This is a genomic window from Lactobacillus rizhaonensis (assembly GCF_036246345.1).
GTDB classification, from domain to species: domain Bacteria; phylum Bacillota; class Bacilli; order Lactobacillales; family Lactobacillaceae; genus Lactobacillus; species Lactobacillus rizhaonensis.
In genome coordinates this window covers 117,841-138,072 of record NZ_BTTV01000003.1, presented here as the reverse complement: position 1 = coordinate 138,072, position 20,232 = coordinate 117,841, and the positions used below count along the sequence as shown (strand labels likewise).

Here is a 20,232-nt window from a genome sequence, read left to right as displayed (position 1 = left end):
TCTGTTTGCAACAGAATTATTAATGTCAAAAAACTTTGCAACTATTATACCAAAGAGATGCAGTTCGTGCGACCCAATCCTCCCTTATTATTTAAATTAGAAATAATTTTTTCAATATAATACCTGTGTAAGAATACAAGTGGTCTGTTATAACTATAGAAAACTAAAAATCTCATACTAGTAAAAATAAATTACCAGCATGAGAATGTAACTGCATATTATCGGGAAAACAGGATTCGAACCTGCGACCTCTACGTCCCGAACGTAGCGCTCTACCAAGCTGAGCTATTTCCCGTTTATTAAAAAAACTCACCGCTTTTGGTGAGTCTTTTTTCTAGAGCGGAAGACGGGATTCGAACCCGCGACCCCCACCATGGCAAGGTGATGTTCTACCACTGAACTACTTCCGCAAGACAAATATTATTATAGCAAACCAATCTCATTTTGCAACCTTTTTTAGTAAAATAAATCCGTAAAATAAGTATTTTAACGGGAAAGCTTGCCTTTTGAGAGTTTATAAAACATAATTGCTAGTAAAAGGTAGTATTCTGTTATACACAAATATGAAATCATATCACTGTCAGATAAAAAGGAGGCTACAGAATTGCAAAAAGAACTGGAAAAACTTGTTAATTTAGATTCTGGTAAAATCACTTTTAATGATAGTCAAATCGACTATATGTTGCAAAACATCGGAAACCTTGACCCACATCTTCGTGATAACGTTATTTATACACTCTTTGCTCGTGGCTTTTTTGAAAATTCATTTACTTTAAAGCAGAAAGCAAAAATTTTTACCAATTTTATCAATTCAAAAAATCTGTTTAAGGGCATCGATCAGCCAGAAAACGATTTAATTTTTCTCAGAACATTCAGTGCATTACTGGGTTCCCTAATTTTAGATGACGATAAAAAGCATTTGATTTTAAATGCGACCGAACGAAAAACTCTTTTTAACTGGAGTATTTCCTATTTGAAGGAAGAAAAAGATTTCCGCGGTTATGTTAAAGATAAAGGTTGGGCTCACAGCGTTGCTCATGGTAGCGACCTTTTAGGCTCTACTTTAAGTCATCCAGATTTTACAACAAATAATACTACTGATATTTTTGCCATAATTGAAACGGTCTTTCAAAATATGCAAGGACCGTTTATTGATGATGAGGAGCAACGGTTAGCTTTTGCCTTTTTTGAAGGCGTTCATTTCGGTAAAATACCGACTGCTGAGTTTAATTCGTTTATTAACTGCTATAACGAAAAAATTTATCAGCAGCTCGCAGAAAATGATCGCATCAGCTGGTATCGATTAAGTTCCTGGCTCAAATTACTTCAAAACTGGTATTTTTATTTTTCAAACCAGTCTGTTAAAGATAATCTACTTAAAAGGATTTCCGAATATAACGAACAAATGGGATACCAACTGTAAACAAAATAAAAATGAGCCCTAAAAGTAATATTCTTTTAGGGCTCATTTTTAAAATGTTTTCTTAATTATTATTTGCTCTTTTTCTTCAGGTCTTCCTTAACTTCCCGATCAATATCTTCAACCTTCTCAGGACGCATAGTTGGGAATAAAAGCACATCCCTGATTGCAGGTGCATCTGTCAAAAGCATCACCAATCTATCGATTCCGATGCCCAAACCACCTGTTGGCGGCATACCATATTCCATAGCACACAGATAATCTTCATCAATCATATCAGCTTCATCGTTTCCAGCTTCACGCTCTGCCATTTGCGCTTCAAAACGTTCACGCTGGTCATCAGGATCATTTAATTCGGAAAAGGCATTGCCGTATTCTTCACCCATGATATAAATTTCAAAACGATCGGTAAACCGAGGATCATCAGCATTTTTCTTAGCCAATGGTGAAATTTCAACTGGGTGACCATAAACAAATGTAGGATCTACAATTGCTTCCTCGCAATATTTTTCGAAGAAAGCGTTAATGATATGACCAACTTTCCAGAAACTTTCAACCTTGATGTCGTGGTCTTCAGCAATCTTTGCAGCTTCTTCAACGCTCATCTTTTGCCAGAAATCAACACCAGTCTTTTCCTTAATCATATCTACCATATGAACGCGACGGAAAGGTTTACCCAAATCAATATTTGTGCCCTGGTAAGTAACTTTACCATCATCTGATACGACTTTAGCAGCAGCACGAATGATGCCTTCTGCTTCATCCATGACATCATGGAAATCCCAGTAAGCACAGTAAGTCTCAAGTTCAGTAAACTCAGGGTTATGGTGTGTGTCAAGGCCTTCATTTCTAAATACACGACCAATTTCGTACACTCTTTCCATATCACCGACAATCAAACGCTTTAAAGGTAATTCCAAAGCTATTCTCATGTACAAATCAATATCTAAAGCATTATGATGAGTGATAAATGGCCGTGCTTCTGCACCACCTGGAATGTTATGCAAAACAGGAGTTTCAACTTCCAAGAAGTCCTTGCTGTTCAGATAGTCACGAATAGCTTGAATAATTTTTGTTCTATTTACAAAACGTTCATAACTTTCGCGATTGGTAATTAAATCGAGATAACGTTGACGATATATTTGTTCAACGTCTTTTAAACCATGATATTTTTCTGGCAATGGACGTAAAGCCTTAGATAAAAAGGTAACATGAGTTGCGCGAATCGTTAACTCACCGGTATCAGTTTTCATAACTTCGCCGTCAATACCCAAGAAGTCGCCAATATCGGACTTTTTAAAAATCTTATAATTGTCTTCACCGACAATGTCCTTACGAACATAAATCTGTATTTTGCCTGTCCGATCATAGAGATCCGCAAAGCCGACCTTACCCTTTCCTCTTTTTGCCAGCATTCTGCCAGCAATTTTAGTCTTAGGCAATTCCTTGTTTAGCTCATCTTTATCATCTTGAGAATATTTTTCATTCAAAGACCGCGCTAAATCTTGCCGATCAAACTTTCTCATTCCAAAAGGTTCGATACCATTCTCTCTTAATTCATCTAACTTTTGGCGCCGAACGATTAATTGGTCATTCATTTCATTTTTAGCCAATTACATTTCCTCCATTATTAATTAACTTCACTTCTGACAGTCCTTGGTTTTTGCCTTTTTTCATAATCATCAACGAAATTATCAAGCAAATCATAAACTTCCTGTGCTGTCCAAACATCATTTATTTTAGCACGAGTACGTGCAGAGCGGGGAACTCCCTTTAAATAGTAGGCAGCTTGTTGACGAAATTCAGGAACTGCAATCTTTTCCCCTTTTAATTCAACTAAACCTTTTAGTTGATGTTTAGCCGTAGCAACCTTTTCACGCACCGTTTGCGGTTTAAGTTTCTCACCGGTTTCTAAATAGTGCACCATATTTTTAACTATCCAGGGATTACCCAAGGCTGCCCGACCTATCATAACTGCAGTTGATCCGATCTCGTCCAAAGCTTTTTTAGCTAATTCCGGAGTTGTGATATCACCGTTGGCCACAAAAGGAATATCAAGCACTTGTGCTACATCGTGCAACGTTTTCCAGTCCGCTTCACCCATATACATTTGTTTACGAGTCCTACCATGCATTGCAATCATGCTGGCACCCGCTTCCTGCGCTGCTAGCGCGTTTTCAACTGCAAAAATGTGTTTACGATCCCAACCAATACGCATTTTAACAGAAACCGGTTTTTCCACATTTTGGACAACTTTGTGAACCATCTGGTAAATTTTATTAGAATCAAGCAGCCATTTGGAGCCCGCATCTGTTCTGGTTACTTTAGGAACCGGACAACCCATATTAATATCTATAATGTCTGCAGCAGTATGTTGGTCAATATATTGTGCTGCTTCAAGTAAAGTATCTTCAGTACCACCAAAAATTTGAATACTCATGGGGTGCTCACGCGGGTCAACCTTCATCATAGACATAGTTTTTTTGTTACGATATATAATGCCATGATCTGAAATCATTTCACAAACAACTAAGCCTGCCCCGAATTCCTTACAAATCATTCTAAAGGCGGAATTTGACACTCCTGCCATCGGAGCCACTACAACACGGTTAGGAATAGTAATATCACGAATTTTCCAACTATTATCCACTAAATCACCCTTTCAAAACACTTTAATATCTTAACAAAAAGGCTCATATAAGCAAAATTCATCGTACTTTTCGTAATAAAAAGTTAAAGCTTACTAATATAATGCACTTTTTTAATCAAAAAATTTACCAGGTGCAATCCTATTGTAATAACGTAAAAATGCCTTTTTACTTTGATCATCAACAGAAATATTGATTACACCAGCATTTTGAATCTCGCCAACTAAAGCAATTCTAGGTATCTGCAAAACATTCTGGACCAAAGAACGAGAAGCAGTGCCATGAAATACTAATAAAACCGACTCATTTTCATGATTATTAATTAGATCATGCCAGAAATCCATTAGTCTGTCTGCCAAATGTTGGTAGGTTTCACCTGTGCAATAATCACTGTAGTTCTCTTTGAAATAGCCAAGTTCATCAAATACTTGAGGATACTTTTCAATTATTTCGTGAACATCTTTACCATCCCAGTTGCCGTAATTCATTTCGGTTAAACGGTCATCTATAATAATCTCATGTTTACCCTGGTTTAAAATTTCTGCTGTTTCTCGCGCTCTTTTTAAAGGACTGGAATAAACATAATCAATCTTATTAATGTCAAAACTGTCGCGTAAATTTTCGGCTTGTTGTCTGCCTGTTTCATTTAATGGTAAGTTAGTTCCTGAACCATTTATACCAAAAGTTTTATTAGTATCCGTTTGGCCGTGACGAACTATATATACGTTTAGCATTTATTTTCTCCTTTACTTTTAATTCAACTCTTTCATTATAGCAAAGTTGATACTAACCGCACTTTTAATCTCTATAAAAGAAAAAAAACGGGCATAATTTTAGTATTAATTCTATTCTAGTCGCACCACTTCATCATAATAATGCAGTTCTTCAAAGCGATGAACAACACTAATAATAGTGGTCCCTGGCAAATATTTTTTAATCATATCGTAAACAATAGTAATTGTATTCTCGTCTAAGTTACTGGTAAATTCATCCAGTAATAAAATCTGAGGTTTTGCAACAAGTGCTCTTAGAAACAAAATTTTTTGTTTCTCACCACCAGATATTTTATTTTTAAAGTCCCCCGGTGTTTTACTTGTTAAGTCCTTTGTTGAATGAATCAAAGTGTTTAAATTGATTTCAGTAATTAGTTTTAGCAATTTATCAGGTGAGACTTTATTATCAGGGTAACAAATGTTATCCAATATTGAGCGGTTAAACAATTGTGCGTTTTGCGGCAAATACATAAGACGTGGCTTACTGGCAAAAGGCAAAATAATTTGACCAGCTTGTGGCTTATAAAAACCAGTTAACAGTTTAAGAATTGTACTTTTACCAGTGCCGTTAGGTCCTGCAAGTGCGGTCGTTCTACTTTTTTTAAACTTTAAATTAAGATTTTTAAATACATCTTGTTTATTTTTATATGAATAACTGATCTTCTCAAAGGTAATAGCCTTTTTATTAGGATCAAATTGAAAAGGTGATGTATGCTCAATTGACTTTTCCCCGTATTTTAATTCCGACAAACCAGAACGAATTCTGTTTAAAAATTCTTCAATCGCTAAATACTGGGTGCCAAAGCCAGACAAATTAACAATAGAATATAGCAGAATCAGGATCAAAGAGAGTGCTTGATTTTCTTTAGTGCCAATTAAAAATTGCCCTAAAACCGTAATAATGCAAGCCAAAATCACAATTAAAAATTGCTGGAACAGAGAGGCCTCGTTAGTAATTCTTTGAACTTTGATAAAAGTCTTTTGTTCATCATTCAATATTTTATCCATATTCTGTTCTTCAAAGTCTTTAGAATTAGTTGATAAAATCGTTTCAATGTTACTGTAATAATCAATGATATATTCGTTGACTTTAGAAGCACTTTTAAGCGATGCAGCTACATTATCCCTATTTCGTCTGGCCATCCACACCGAAATCAACATATAACTAATAAAGAATAATAAATACAAAATACCAACAAAGATATTTTGTAGACTTAACATTATTGTATACATAATAAGCATGACAGACATTTGCACTACTATTTCTAGGCCGGATTGCTCCAACTCTCGACATGCAAATGAAACATCTTTAATGTAGCTTTGAACCTTTCCCACTGGTTTATCAGAAAAGTAGCTAAAAGGCTTATTAACAATTGACTCCCATAAAATTTGTTTAGAAAATTTTCTTACAGCCTGAATAAATGAATTATTACAACTGTTTATTAACGGCATCATCATCAATGAGACTGCAAGAGCAAGGACTAACAATATTTGAAAATTTGTACTTAAATGGGCTTGAAATAATGCAGTAATTAAATATGGTTGTGCAAAATACACGGCATAGGCAACAAAAAGAAATACACCAAAAAATACTATTTTTAATATTCCTATTCTATCAACTACCTGTCGTAAATATTTCCCAACCATTTTCTTTCCTTTTCAAAATTTTAACTAAAATGAATAAAACATACTTATCACTTATATGACAATAACTTATTAATTAATTTTAGTCAAAATTGTTTTTAATTCATCTTCTGTATAGTGGTATTTATTACCACAAAAACTACAGGTCAATTCTGCTCCGTGATCCTCATTAATCATGGTTTCAAGCTGACTTTTCTTCATTGTTGCTAAAATCTTACCATACTTTTCCTTAGAACAATCACACTTGAAGGCAACTTCATCTTTTTCTAAAATCTTACAGTCATCTCCTAGAATCATAGCTGCCAATTTTTCAGGAGTCAAACCAGCTAAAAAAGCACTAGAAAGTGTTGGCAAATTATTGATGCGTTCAATAGTCTTAGTTATTAAACTGTCTGAAGCACCCGGCAATGCTTGCAGCATAAATCCACTTGCTTCACCTATAGTATTGTTGGGATTAACAAAAACTGACAAGCCAACAGCCGAAGGAATCTGCTCTGATTTGGTTAAATAATAAGCAATATCTTCTGCAATCTCACCAGAAACAATAGGTACTTGACCTGTATAGGGCTCTTTTAATCCCAAATCTTTGGTAACTTCAAGCCATCCTTCACCGACAGCTTTTTTAACATCAATATGGCCATTTTCTTTTGGTGGTAAAGCAATATGGGGATTTTTAACATAACCTTTAACAGTTAAATCTGATTTGGCTGTAACTATTGTTGGACCTACTGGACCATTGCCTAAAAGTCTGATAGTCAACTCTTCCTTATCTGTGAGCTCTGCTCCTGCCAGTAAAACCCCGGCAAGCAAAGTACGTCCAAGAACTGCCGAAGAAGCTGACCATGTATCGTGCCGAGTTTGTGCTTCTTGAACCAAATCCTTGGCAGTAATCGTTAATAAGCGTAAATTTTTAGTCTTATCAATTGCTTTAATTAAATAATCACTCATTTTATTCTCCTAAAAAAATAGAGCCTAAAGTAGGCCCTATTAATTATTATTCTTGAGGATGATCGTCTTCACTATGTGAATTATCAGTATCCTTTGTATCTTGCTGATCCTCAGAATCTTTTTCCGACTCAGAAGAATTAAAATCAGGTGTTTTTTCTTCTGTATCTATCTCAGACTCCTTGGGAAATTCAGCTTTTTCTGGATTCTCAGGATTACTTTCTTCTGCTTCCTCATTCTTTTGGGCGGGTGACTCTAGAGAGACATCTCTTTCTTCCTGCGCCTTTTCGGAATTTTCAATATTTTTCTTCTGCGAATGGTTTTCTTTCTTTTCAGCAGCAGCCTTAGCTTCTTCATAAGTTGATGCTTTGGATTCGCTTGGATATTCTTGCTCCGTCTTTTCAGGCATCTTGCCAGTTGTGTACAGAGACATAATCTGCTTTTCATCTAAAGTTTCATACTTAAGTAGAGCTTCAGCTATAATGCGATGCTTTTCACGGTTGTTTTTAACAATTTCAACTGCTTTAGCGTGGGCTTCATCAAGTAACTTCTTGACAGCTTCATCTATTTTAGCTGAAGTTGCTTCACTATATGGTTTAAAACCATAAGGATTAGTTTCGCCCTCTTTTTCAAGTTCAACCATTCCTAATGAGTCAGTCATTCCGTAATTAACAACCATGCTGTGGGCAATCTGAGTGGCTTGTTCGAAGTCGTTTGAAGCACCTGTTGACTGGTCTCCAACTACAACTTCTTCACCAGCACGACCACCCATCAGACCAACGATTTGTTCCATTAATTGTTTCTTAGTTAACAGAAACTGATCATCTTTAGGCAACATCAAGTTATAGCCACCTGTTCTGCCGTGAGGCACAATGGTAACTTTACGCACCGTTCTTGAATCACTAAGCACTAAACCACAAATGGAGTGTCCAGCCTCGTGAAAGGCAACCCTGCGTCTTTCCTTTTGAGAAATCAAACTGTTTCTCTTAGCAGGACCCGCAATGACACGGTCTTCAGCTTCATCCAAATCTGCAGCAGTAATATTATTACCGTTTCGTCTGGCTGCAAGCAGTGCAGCTTCATTAAGTAAGTTAGCTAGGTCTGCACCAACAAAACCTGGTGTTTGACGAGCAATTTCCTTTAAGTCAACATCATTAGCCAAAGGCATATTCTTAGCGTGAACGCGCAAAATAGCTTCACGACCTCTAACATCAGGTGTACCAACTAATACTTTTCTGTCAAAACGACCTGGACGCAATAGAGCTGGATCCAGTACGTCAGAACGGTTGGTAGCTGCAATAACAATAACGCCTTCGTTGCCTTCAAAGCCGTCCATCTCAACTAACAACTGGTTCAAAGTCTGTTCACGTTCATCGTTACCGCCACCACTGGCGTTACCACCACGTCTGCGTCCAATAGCATCAATTTCATCTATGAAAATAATACTTGGTGCATTTTTCTTGGCATTAGTGAATAAGTCACGTACACGACTGGCACCAACACCGACAAACATTTCAACAAAGTCTGAACCTGAAATTGAGAAGAAAGGAACATTTGCTTCTCCTGCTACGGCACGAGCCAACAATGTCTTACCTGTACCCGGAGGACCCTCAAGCAAAACACCTGAAGGTATCTTGGCGCCTAATTTGGTAAATTTAGCCGGATTCTTTAAGAATTCAACTACTTCTACCAGTTCCTGCTTTTCTTCCTCTTCGCCAGCAACATCAGAAAAGCGCACTTTATTCTTCTTGGGGTCCTCAGGTTTAACATGAGAACGACCAAAATTCATAATTCCGCCGTTGCCGCCTCGACCTCCGCCACTTTGACTGACCATCATCCAAAGCATAACAATGAAAAGAATGGTCGGTACAAGCATAACTATTGTCGAGATCCAGTTTCCAGATTGTGACTCACCCTGAGTCGTCATCTTAGTACCGCTCTTTTGAGCTAATTCTTGTACATTAGATACGCTGGAATCATTTTGTAACATCGTAGTTGAAAAGCGGGTTACTTTTGATCCTGAATTACCATTAAAAAAGTCAAAATTATTATCTGACTGGTTTTTACTTTTTTGTGTTTCTTTATAGCTACCTGAAACAGTATAGACACCATTTGCAGGTTGAACGTTAAAGTTTTTAACTTTTCCCTTGCGCAAATCACTAACAAATTCGGAGTAACTAATATTTTCACTACTACCCGAATTATTTGATCCGCCAATCGCCCAGTTGAGTCCTCCTACTAAAAACAGGAAAACAACTATATAGAATAAACCGTTTGAAAACAGTCGATTCCGGTTATTTTTCATATAAAACCTCCGCAAAGTTTCTAGAGATATACGAATAAAAGTTTATCACAAATTCCACTTGTACTCTAATAATTTAAAAATTTTTATTAATTATCCTCATATAGATAAAAGCATTTTCCCATACTACCGACTTGTTGATTAGTATAAGTCTGTTCAACGAAAACTACATCATCACCATCATAAACAGTGATACAGTATGGTCGCAAAATATTGGGAATGCTGCTTTGAGCAAACTTTTTCTTACTCTTTACATGGCTGCCATCTTTTAATAAAAGCTTTGTTCCGGGTAAAATTGACCCTGTGGTAAATTGATTTTTATTGGTTGACCAAAAATTTCCAATCAATTTGTGAGGTTCATCTGCCTTTAAAGAAAGTAAAAATTTACGCTTATTAAATGAAAATTCTTGATCGAGAATAATTTCTTTTTTTGCTGGCTTAGCTGGTAACTGTTTAAAAAGATAAAAAAAGCCTTGGTAAACAAGTAACGTATAATTCGCCAAATTTTGATTGACCCGCTCATGCCAGGTCTGCCATATAAAGTGTTGCCAAAAAGCTTGCTTTTCTTCACCAGTCAACTCTTTTAGTGCACTTGTTTTTAGACGGTATGCTACACTTAAAAATTTTTCAGGCTGGTCAACTTGGGCAAATCTTTCATCAGCAATTGAAGTCAACAAACTAACCTCTTTACTAAATCTAAGAGCATTTTGACCGATTTGTTTGTTTTCTTTTTTAAGTAAAGGAATCACATGATGACGTAACTTGTTGCGCAAAGTATCATCTTCATTATTAGTTTGATCGATTACGTATGGTATGTGCTTCTTTTTATCATATTCTAATAAATCAGTTTTTTGGACATTCAAAAGAGGCCTTAGCAAAGTCATTCCCTGCATTTTGCTAATCGCTCTCAAGCTGTTCATTTCACTAGGATTACCAGAGCGAATAAATTTAAGCAGAATATTTTCAAGCAAGTCATCCATATGATGTGCCGTTAGTAAATAATCTCCTTGATAATTTCGCATTATTTTAACTAAAAAATTATAACGATATTTTCTGGCAGCAGCTTCAACGCCAACTAAAGGTTGTAAAGATTTAGGCCATTTTTCACTAATTAACTCGATACTTTTATTTTGACAATATGCAGAAATTACTTTTTCCTCTTTAAAAGAGTCAAGCCGAAGTTGATGATCCAAATGAGCTGCTAGCAGTCTAAAATGGTATTGCTCCTTTATTTGATATAACAAATCTAATAAAGCTAATGAATCTGGTCCACCACTAACTGCAACTACAAGTGTTTTAGCGGCCAGGGGCAAATGATTTACCTTAAAAAAGTCATCAATCCGCATAACTGACCAAATCTTGTTCTAATTTTTTTATTTCTTTTTGGGCATCATTCATAGTTTGCGTTAAAGTCTTAGTAAAATCTGCCATTTTGGTATCAGAAAAAGGGTTAGTATGATCAATTAAATCCGGATCATTAACCCTCATTCTTGAAAGGGCAATTTTGCCTTTATAATTATGAAGGACAACTACGCGAATCTGTTCGCCAACATGATAATTATTTTTTTCTCGCAACCAATTATTGTTAAAATCACTATGATGAATTAACCCTGTTTGATGATGAGAAAGAGTGACAAAGATGCCTATGTCATTAATATTATTGATAATACCTGTAACTCTCTGTCCAACTTGATATTTCATTAATTATTGTTTTTTCCTTCAGGTAAATTGTAAATTGTTTCATTTGGCTTAGAGTACAAAAATTTAGAACGAACCAATTTAGCCACGTAATCACTATCCTTCAAGTCATTGCGCTTAGCTAATAAAACTTGTTTTTGATTATTTATTTTCTTCAATGCTTTCTTAGAAGTTTGCACTTGACTGTTAATATGTTCTGTCTGAGAGTGCGTAACGCCAATCTGTACACCTAAAAACGCAAAAATGGCAACGAAAAATGCAACAATACGATTACGTCTTACACGGTGGACTTCTTTTGCTCTTTTTTCTTGTTTACGCTTCAGACGAGCCAGTTGCTCCTCCGGACTAACTGAATTGTATATACGTGGACCGTTCATAATTTTGACCTCTACTACCAAAAACAAATACTATTTTAATTATAACAAGACCACCTATAAATGTCATTAAAGACCAAACTAATTTATTAATTCATATAATTCACTGGCTTCTGCTTTTTTAGTAGTTTCTTTAATTGCACAAACCTTAGCTTTTACCTGTTTAGAACCATAACCTACTTCAATAATATCGCCAATCTTAACGTCATAACTGGATTTAACCACGTGATCATTTACCTTAATTCGACCCTGATCAGCCATTTCTTTAGCTATCGGACGCCTTTTAACTAGTCTCGAAACTTTTAAAAATTTATCAATTCTCATTTTTTCTCCTATCTTTGAATAATATCACTGGCAGCCGTCATAAAAGTAATTAAATTAGTAAATAACTGCCTCTGACGCAGATTATCAGGTAGTTCCAGCAGCACAACCAGTCTTTTAGCCGGAGAAAGATTGATTTTTGCTTTGAATGAAACGTGTTCAAGAGCCTTAAAAATATTAGGTCCCTGTAATTCTTTTGAAGCCTCTAATCCAAACTCAACTTTTACCTGCTGGTTATTAATTTTAGTAATATTTCTGACTTGTGCTAAATCTGCCTCAGCCTTTAACTGTGAAATTGCCAGTAAGTTTTCTACCGGTTCAGGATAATTACCAAAGCGGTCAATTAACTCATCTTTAATTTGCTCGATATCAGCAGGACTGGCAGATTTAATTTTCTTATAAAATTCGATTTTTTCTTCTTGATCACTAATGTATTTTTCTGGAATATATGCTTCAAGTCCCAAATCAATTTCAGCGTTACTCTTTCTGACCTTCTTTTTGTTTTTTCGATTTTTAATTGCATCAGAAAGCATTTGTGAATACAGATCATAACCGACACTGTCAATAAAACCATGCTGCTCTGCTCCAAGCATATTGCCAGCTCCACGAATCGATAAATCACGCATAGCAATTTTGAACCCAGATCCAAGTTCGGTAAAATCACGTATGGCGTCCAACCTCTTTTCTCCTATTTCTGTCAGAACCTTATTGGGCTGATATAAAAAATAAGCGTACGCCAAGCGAGCACTACGACCAATTCTGCCACGCAACTGGTAAAGCTGACTTAGGCCGTAATGATCCGCATTTTCAATTAACATGGTATTGACATTCGGCATGTCTATTCCGGTTTCAATTATGGTAGTTGTAACCAAGATATCAAATTCTCTATTTAAAAAACGATACAAAATATCTTCCATTTGGTTTTTACTCATACGGCCATGAACACTGACAATCCTGGCTGTAGGCATGAGAGCTTCTAATTCCAGCACAACATCATCAATGTCACCAATACGGTTGTGTAAATAGAAGACTTGACCTCCACGCTGAATTTCCCGCAGGCAGGCTTCCTTAACTACACTCGGTATCTGTTCCATTACATAGGTTTGGATCGGGTAACGATTGGATGGCGGGGTTTCCATAACTGATAAATCTCTCACGCCAATCATTGACATGTGCAACGTACGAGGAATCGGTGTTGCAGTCAGCGTTAAAACATCGATGTTAGCTTTCAGTTCTTTAAGCCTCTCTTTGTGCTTTACGCCAAATCTTTGCTCTTCATCAACAATAAGTAAACCTAAGTCTTTGAACTTAACATCTTTTGACAGTAATCTATGCGTCCCAACTACTAAATCAATCTTGCCATTCTTTAAACCTTCAGTAATTTTTTTGGCTTCAGCTGGAGTTTGAAAACGTGATAAAACGGCATAATTAACAGGAAAATTTTTAAACCGATCTTGAATAGTTTCATAATGTTGCTGTGCCAGAATAGTCGTAGGTACCAAAAAGGCAACCTGTTTATTATCTTCAATCGCTTTAAACGCTGCTCTTAAGGCTACTTCAGTTTTGCCAAAGCCGACATCGCCCACGAGTAGCCTGTCCATAGGCTTTTCTTGTTCCATGTCATGTTTGATTTCCTTAATTGAGCGCAGCTGATCTGGAGTTTCGACATAAGGAAAAGCATCTTCAAACTGCCGCTGCAAATCATCGTCTTTTGAAAACGCAAAGCCTTTTTCCGATTCTCTTTTGGCATATAAATCAATTAATTCATCAGCAATATTTTCAACCCTAGATTGAACTCTACTCTTGGTCTTTGCCCATTCACTGCCACCCAGCTTGTTAATGTGTGGTCTTTTGCCTTCAGAAGCAACATATTTTTGCACTAATTTCAGCTGATCAGCGGGAACAAATAATTGATCACCATGTTGGTAGGTAATAGTAATATAGTCTCTTTTGACACCGTTATTTTCTAAAGTTTTTATTCCTTCAAAGCGGCCGATTCCATGATTTACGTGAACAACATAGTCGCCTGGTTTCAGTTCAGTGTAACTACGCAGCCTTTGGGCATTTTCCATGGTTTTAATACGGCGACTGTGGTGTGTTACTTTGTTAAAAAGTTCTCGTTCAGTTAAATAAACCAGATTATTATTAGGTAAAGTAAAACCACTGGCAAAACCGCCAACCACAATTTGCGTTTGCTTCTCAACTAAATCATTTGACTTAACAATTGGCACATCCATGCCAAATTCAGCCATAGTCTGACTAATTTGTTTTGCCCTTTTATTGTTATCCGCTTGCAAAATTACCGTTTGCTGTTTTTTCTGGTATGATTCTATTTCAGACTTGATAAGAGGCATCTGACTGAAAAACTGTTCAGGTTCTCTTGTCTGCCAGTCAAATAATTGCCCCAGTTTAATGCGACCAATACTCCGTTGAAATAATGAAAAATAAAGGTGATTATGTTTATCTTGCGCCCAATTTCTATGAAAGTCACTGTAGAGCTGTTGGCCTGGTATCATAGCACCAGTTTTTAGTTCATCAGCAATAAAACCAGCATTTTGTTCATCTACTGTTTTAACAGCCTGCTCAATTAACGGCCAGTCATCAAGCAGAACCAAGCCAGAACTTGCTAAATAATCAAGTAGATTATCAGGATTATCAATCAGAAAATCTGTTAAAAAAGTGTAGTTTTGAGGTAATGAACCATTATTTAGTTCGTCCAATGACTCTGCAAAATGTTCCTTAACTTCCTTTTCAACAGCAGGGGAATCTGCCATAGCTTTTGCTATCTTCTGTGCAGCAAGTTTAAAATTATCAGCGTCAAAAACGCGATCTTGAGCTGCAGTAATGACTATTTTATCAATCTGCTTTTGACTGCGTTGACTGGCTAAATCAAATTCTTTAATAGTATCAATTTCGTCACCAAAAAATTCGATTCTGATTGGATTTTCGCGGTCAAGCGGGTAAACGTCTAGAATATCTCCCCGTAATGCAAATTCGCCAGGTTTAGCTACCAGGTTTTCGCGGCGAAAGCCTACCTGCACCAGCCAGTTAGTCAGTTCAGCTAAATCAAATTCTTTTTCGGGCTCAAACTCTTGTCTTGCTGCTTGGTATTCTTGCGGTTTAGACAATTTATACTGTAAGCCCTGCGGAGTAGTAATCACGATGCCCTTGTTCTGACTCAGTAAAAAATTAAGCGCCTGAATACGACTACTCAATTCGTCAGGTGAAGTAACTGCTGTTTGAGTAGCTATCGATGCATCTACTGGAAAAATTTGCACACTGCCTTCTGGCATAATTGCATTGAGTTCACTATAAAGTTTTTGAGCCTTGTTTTCATTTTCTTCCAAAACCACTAACGGCTTTTTCAAAGTTTTAACTATTTGGCACAAAAGTAAATCAAAAGCACCGGCATTAGCTCCGGTGATCAAAGAATTTTTTGTATTGCTAGTATTAGCAATAAAATTTATCAAATCATGATCTTTTTCAATAATGTTTGTTAAACGCATTTTAATTATATTTATTCATTAAATACTGTGTGCTTTTGCCAGCAATAAAGTCAGTTATGACCTCACTGGCTGTAACAAAAGCTTCATCCATCAGTTGTTTTTGTTCGGTATTAAACGGTGATAAAACCCAGGAAACTACACTTGCTTCCGTTACATTTGCAGGATGGCGGATGCCAATTTTCAGTCGATTAAAATTATTGGTGCCCAGATCACGAATAATACTCTTAATACCATTATGACCCCCGGATTTACCATTTGCACGAATACGGATTTTACCTAGTGGCATGTCCATATCATCATGAACGATCAAAATGTCCTGGGGCTCTACCTTAAAGAAACGGGCAAATTGAGCTACAGATCTACCTGAATCATTCATAAAAGTTTGTGGTTCAAGTAAAATCACGTCAATTCCTGCTATTTTTTGTTTAGTATATTTGCCTTCAAACTTTTCTCTTTCTAAATTTAAAGCATTTTTTTGTAAAAAGTAATCTAAAGCCATAAAGCCAGTATTATGTTTTGTTCCATCATATTTTTTGCCTGGATTACCCAGACCTGCTATAATTTTCATTTAACTTCCCCTTATTTATAGTCTTATTAATGATAGCACAATCAATCGCTCTGATTTCCTTAAAGACTATTACACTTTGATTTCATTGATTAATTAGGCTTTTTAATTTGTACGGCAAGTGCTAAAATCAATCTGAATAATGTTTTTCTTTTAATTTTCATTTAATCTAATTTTTTCATTTATATGATATAATCGTTTAGATTATTTTTACAACGGAGGCAGTTTAATGCTAATCAAATCTTTGGTTATTAAAAAAGATTATTTAACCACAGTCAACGAACACGCTACGCTTGAAGAAGCTTTAAAAACTTTGGAAGATTCTGGATTCCGATGTGTGCCAATTCTAGATGACACTGGCACAATTTTCCGTGGTAATATTTATAAAATGCATATCTACCGCCATAAATCTCAAGGTAAGGATATGAATTTGCCAGTTACCTACTTATTAAAAAATGCCACTAAAACTATTAAGGTTAATTCGCCGTTCTTTAAAGTTTTCTTCACAATTAAGGACTTGCCTTACATTTCAGTGTTAGACGAAGAGAACAAATTCTATGGTATTTTGACGCACTCAAGATTGCTTGATATGTTGTCAGATGCCTGGAATATTAAAAATGGGTCATATGTCCTCACTGTTTTAACTGATAATTCAAGGGGTAATTTAGCAAAAATGAGTAAAATTATCAGTAAATATTGTGCAATTGCAGGTGTAATGAGCCTGGACGCACCTACTGCTGGTAAAACAGATAATGCTGTAAGGCGTATTTTATTTACATTACCTGCTGGACTCACTGAGGACGTTTTAAAAGAAATCGTTAAACGTCTTGAGAAAAAAGGTTATGTTGTCGCTGAAATTGAAGACTTGCAGGCCGGTATGACACTTATGAGTGATGAAAATCCTGGTGTTTACATTAATCAGGATGAAAATAATTAATTATTGCCACTATAAAAGCACATCAAGATGATGTGCTTTTATTTATTACTTTTAATTATAATATTTTCTTGGCAAGCGATCATCCAATAAGCAGGCAACTTCATAATGAATACTGTCAACATAGTCGGCTGCCTCTTTGATGGAATTTGGCGCTTCCGGATCATTTGAAATCAAAACTACTTTTGTTCCTGCTGCCATTTCATATGGCAATTGCACCATTAACTGATCCATGCATATCCGACCAACAATAGGACAGTATTCGGAACCAACTTTAATTTTAAAACCCTGAAATTTACGAATAAAGCCATCGGCATAGCCTACTGGAACTGTACCGATAATTTGATCTTGGTCAGCAATGTAAGTTGAGCCATAGCCCACTCCCTGACCCTGGTGAATAGTATGAACTTGTACCAGTTCACTGACAAAAGACATAGCCGGCTTTAATTTAATTGCTGTTTTTAAGTCAGGGCTTGCAGGATTCGAAGACGGATTCAGACCATATATGCCAATACCAAAACGAACTAAATCACTATGAACTTTCTTATCAAAAACACTAGCCGCAGTATTGTCCACATGAATCCATTGGGGTTTTATTTTCAACAATTTTTTAAAGTGGTTAAACCGCGTGACTTGCCCTTGAAAATATGAATCATCGCTACTGTCTGCGGAGGCAAAGTGGGTAAACAGCCCTTCAACAGCAAAGCTGGGATTATTTAACAGAAAATCGTTAGCTGCAATAAATTCATCATCTTCACTAAAACCAATGCGTCCCATTCCAGAATCTACTGCCAAATGAATTTTTAGTTGCAGTTGATCTTGAATTAAGTTAGACTCGGCTTCTTTTAACCATTTTAAGTTGGGTACAGATAGTGAGACACCATTCACAGCTGCAAGTGAGGCATACTTTGCGGGCGTAACGCCCAGTACCAAAATTGGCTGGACAATTCCGGCTTGCCTTAATTCCAGAGCTTCATCTAAAATAGCAACGCAAAAGCCGCTGGCACCTGCCTTGACAGCTTCTTGAGCTACTCTTACTGCACCATGGCCATATGCATTTGCTTTAACAACGGCAAACAATTTTTGTCCCGGTGCCAAATGTTTAATTTCTTCTTGAATATTTTGTCTTATTGCAGCTAAATCGACACACACAGCTGCAGGTCTATGAATTCCAGGTACCATTTCTTATTTCTCCAAAACGATTAGTGTAACTATCTCATGCCGATCATGAGTAATACTAGGAAAAATCTTGCCGGCAAATTTAGGTGAGGTTGTGACCGGATGTCCTACTTTATCCCATAAAGTTTCTATATCTTGCAGACCAACTTCTTTGCTAAAACCAGTTCCCAGTGCTTTAACAAAAGATTCCTTAATAGAAAAGCGGCCGCCTAAATATTCTACTTTGCGTCTGCCTGACAGTTTTTGGTATTGTGCAAATTCTTTTGGGGTCAAAACTTTGCGGGCAAAGTTATCCCCTTTGGCAACTATTTTTTTAACTCGTTCAATTTCAACAGCATCAATGCCAACTCCAACAATCATTTTCTTATCCTCATAATAAAAGTATATTAGCAAAAAAGAGTTGTAAACCGTCACAACTCTTTTTTAGTAAAAACATTAACCTTTTTTATTTTTAATAATAAAATTTCTGCCATTACCTGAGCGGTGAGAATGGCTTCCACGATAATTGCCTCGGCTGCGGTTACGATCACCACGATAGCCACCACGACTATTTCTGCTATGACTATAGCGACCACGGCTACCCCGACCATTACCCTTATATGGTAGTGGCTTTTCAGAACTAATTTTGACCTCTACATTTGAAGAATCTTTTGACAAATTCTTCAGAAAAGCTGATACCAAGTCAACCGCCGAATAATTTTCTAATAATTCGTTGGCATCATCAGTATATTTAGATAGGTCCTCTTTCATTATATCTTCAATCTTAGATTTAGCCACTTTAAGTTGGCCCCTTAAAGCCTGATCATCAGATGGTGGACGCAAAGGGGTCATCTTTTTCTTGGTTAATTGCTCTATTGTACGCATATAACCAATTTCATTTGGAGTAACAAAAGTGATTGAACTACCATTTTGTCCAGCACGGCCGGTACGACCGATACGGTGAACATAAGAGTCTGGGTCTTGGGGGATATCGTAATTATAGACGTGAGTAACGCCTGAAATATCCAATCCACGTGCAGCCACATCTGTAGCAACTAAAATATCTAGTTTACCAGCACGGAACCTTTTTAAGACAGTAATTCTGCGGGCCTGGGTTAAATCACCGTGAATTCCCGCTGCATTGTACCCACGGGCCTGAAGTCCCCGGGTAACTTCGTCAACTCGCCGTTTAGTTCTAACAAAGACTACAGCCAGGTCTGGGTTTTCAACATCAATCAAACGGCACATGATGTCAAATTTTTCTGAATCTTTTGCCCGAACAAAGTACTGATCAATTAAATCGGCAGTTAGCTCTTTAGTTTTAATCCGGACAATTTCCGGATTATGCATGAACTTTTCACTAATGTTCAAAATTGGTTTAGGCATCGTCGCACTGAACAATAGAGTCTGTTTCCGATTTTTAACATAGCCTAAAATACTTTCAATGTCTTGGATAAAACCCATGTCCAGCATTTCATCAGCTTCATCTAAAACAATGGTATTAACATTTTCTAAGTCAATCGTCTTGCGCTTTAAATGATCAAGTAATCTTCCAGGTGTTCCTACTAAAATCGCAGGCACATGGTTTTTAAGTGAACGAATTTGCCGTCCAATATCAGCGCCGCCGTAAACAACTTGCACGCGAGCATTCTCATCGCGTCCCAATCTGAACAGTTCTTCCTGAGTTTGAATGGCCAATTCACGAGTCGGTTCAATAATTAAAGCCTGAATTACCTTATTATGCTTATCTAAATTCTGCAAGATAGGCAGCGCAAAGGCCGCCGTTTTACCAGTACCTGTTTGAGCTTGACCAATTACATCCCTGCCTGCTAAAGCCAGAGGAATTGTTTGCTCCTGTATTGGTGTCGCTTCTTCAAAGCCTGAGCGCTTAATTGCTTTTAAAAGCTCATCTTTTAATCCTAATTCTGAAAATTTCACTAAATT

17 protein-coding genes and 2 tRNA genes are annotated in these 20,232 nt (G+C 36.6%); 2 read left to right on the top strand and 17 right to left on the bottom strand.

The features are described 5' to 3' along the window. Window positions 1-221: 221 nt before the first annotated feature. Both AAA915_RS05185 and AAA915_RS05180 read right to left on the bottom strand, forming a co-directional pair. A tRNA-Pro gene (locus AAA915_RS05185) sits at window positions 222-295 on the bottom strand. A 43-nt stretch (window positions 296-338) separates the two neighbouring features. Continuing rightward, window positions 339-410, bottom strand: a tRNA-Gly gene (locus tag AAA915_RS05180). 194 nt (window positions 411-604) lie between these two features. On the opposite strand from AAA915_RS05180, the gene AAA915_RS05175 reads away from it, so the two are divergent. Next, complete coding sequence (locus tag AAA915_RS05175; protein WP_338200827.1) at window positions 605-1,423, top strand: DUF2785 domain-containing protein; 819 nt, start codon at window positions 605-607, stop codon at window positions 1,421-1,423. A gap of 68 nt (window positions 1,424-1,491) precedes the next feature. Here the strand turns inward: AAA915_RS05175 and lysS are convergent, their stop codons facing one another. From lysS to pth, 12 genes are all read right to left on the bottom strand, one after another. Then, window positions 1,492-3,033: a lysine--tRNA ligase gene (gene lysS, locus AAA915_RS05170; RefSeq protein WP_338207478.1), complete on the bottom strand. Its 1,542-nt coding sequence runs from the start codon at window positions 3,031-3,033 to the stop codon at window positions 1,492-1,494. Window positions 3,034-3,050: 17 nt separating this feature from the next. Beyond that, window positions 3,051-4,070 (bottom strand): tRNA dihydrouridine synthase DusB, encoded by a 1,020-nt coding sequence (gene dusB, locus AAA915_RS05165; protein ID WP_338200831.1) that lies wholly within the window; start codon window positions 4,068-4,070, stop codon window positions 3,051-3,053. Between the two features lie 111 nt (window positions 4,071-4,181). After that, window positions 4,182-4,802 (bottom strand): histidine phosphatase family protein, encoded by a 621-nt coding sequence (locus AAA915_RS05160; protein WP_338200833.1) that lies wholly within the window; start codon window positions 4,800-4,802, stop codon window positions 4,182-4,184. Between the two features lie 111 nt (window positions 4,803-4,913). Further along, window positions 4,914-6,488: an ATP-binding cassette domain-containing protein gene (locus tag AAA915_RS05155; RefSeq protein ID WP_338200835.1), complete on the bottom strand. Its 1,575-nt coding sequence runs from the start codon at window positions 6,486-6,488 to the stop codon at window positions 4,914-4,916. 69 nt (window positions 6,489-6,557) lie between these two features. After that, the gene (gene hslO / locus AAA915_RS05150) at window positions 6,558-7,433 is read right to left on the bottom strand and encodes an Hsp33 family molecular chaperone HslO (RefSeq protein ID WP_294603944.1); all 876 of its coding nucleotides are present in this window, start codon (window positions 7,431-7,433) and stop codon (window positions 6,558-6,560) included. A gap of 46 nt (window positions 7,434-7,479) precedes the next feature. Beyond that, window positions 7,480-9,735 (bottom strand): ATP-dependent zinc metalloprotease FtsH, encoded by a 2,256-nt coding sequence (gene ftsH, locus AAA915_RS05145; protein WP_338200838.1) that lies wholly within the window; start codon window positions 9,733-9,735, stop codon window positions 7,480-7,482. Window positions 9,736-9,821: 86 nt separating this feature from the next. Next, a complete protein-coding gene (gene tilS / locus AAA915_RS05140; protein WP_338200840.1) occupies window positions 9,822-11,078 on the bottom strand; it encodes a tRNA lysidine(34) synthetase TilS in 1,257 nt (418 codons plus the stop codon). Further along, entirely contained in the window at window positions 11,068-11,433 is a 366-nt protein-coding gene (locus AAA915_RS05135) for a S1 RNA-binding domain-containing protein (protein WP_338200842.1), read from the bottom strand. The genes tilS and AAA915_RS05135 overlap by 11 nt, the downstream gene beginning before the upstream one ends. After that, complete coding sequence (locus AAA915_RS05130; RefSeq protein ID WP_294603957.1) at window positions 11,433-11,810, bottom strand: FtsB family cell division protein; 378 nt, start codon at window positions 11,808-11,810, stop codon at window positions 11,433-11,435. Before AAA915_RS05130 ends, AAA915_RS05135 begins: the two co-directional genes overlap by 1 nt. A gap of 75 nt (window positions 11,811-11,885) precedes the next feature. Beyond that, window positions 11,886-12,128, bottom strand: a complete 243-nt coding sequence (locus tag AAA915_RS05125; RefSeq protein ID WP_046325375.1) for an RNA-binding S4 domain-containing protein — start codon at window positions 12,126-12,128, stop codon at window positions 11,886-11,888. A gap of 8 nt (window positions 12,129-12,136) precedes the next feature. After that, window positions 12,137-15,631, bottom strand: coding sequence for a transcription-repair coupling factor (mfd, locus tag AAA915_RS05120; RefSeq protein ID WP_338200844.1), 3,495 nt, complete (start codon window positions 15,629-15,631; stop codon window positions 12,137-12,139). Window position 15,632: 1 nt separating this feature from the next. Continuing rightward, a complete protein-coding gene (gene pth / locus AAA915_RS05115; RefSeq protein ID WP_294830227.1) occupies window positions 15,633-16,199 on the bottom strand; it encodes an aminoacyl-tRNA hydrolase in 567 nt (188 codons plus the stop codon). Window positions 16,200-16,425: 226 nt separating this feature from the next. Here pth and cbpA point away from each other — a divergent pair, with 226 nt between their 5' ends. Further along, on the top strand, window positions 16,426-17,133 hold the full coding sequence (gene cbpA / locus AAA915_RS05110) for a cyclic di-AMP binding protein CbpA (protein WP_294757198.1): 708 nt from the start codon (window positions 16,426-16,428) through the stop codon (window positions 17,131-17,133). A gap of 51 nt (window positions 17,134-17,184) precedes the next feature. Here the strand turns inward: cbpA and alr are convergent, their stop codons facing one another. From alr to cshA, 3 genes are all read right to left on the bottom strand, one after another. Continuing rightward, entirely contained in the window at window positions 17,185-18,312 is a 1,128-nt protein-coding gene (gene alr / locus AAA915_RS05105; protein WP_338200848.1) for an alanine racemase, read from the bottom strand. Window positions 18,313-18,315: 3 nt separating this feature from the next. After that, complete coding sequence (gene acpS / locus AAA915_RS05100) at window positions 18,316-18,669, bottom strand: holo-ACP synthase (protein ID WP_294830231.1); 354 nt, start codon at window positions 18,667-18,669, stop codon at window positions 18,316-18,318. Window positions 18,670-18,744: 75 nt separating this feature from the next. Then, window positions 18,745-20,226: a degradosome RNA helicase CshA gene (gene cshA / locus AAA915_RS05095; RefSeq protein ID WP_294830233.1), complete on the bottom strand. Its 1,482-nt coding sequence runs from the start codon at window positions 20,224-20,226 to the stop codon at window positions 18,745-18,747. Between the last annotated feature and the right edge of the window lie 6 nt (window positions 20,227-20,232).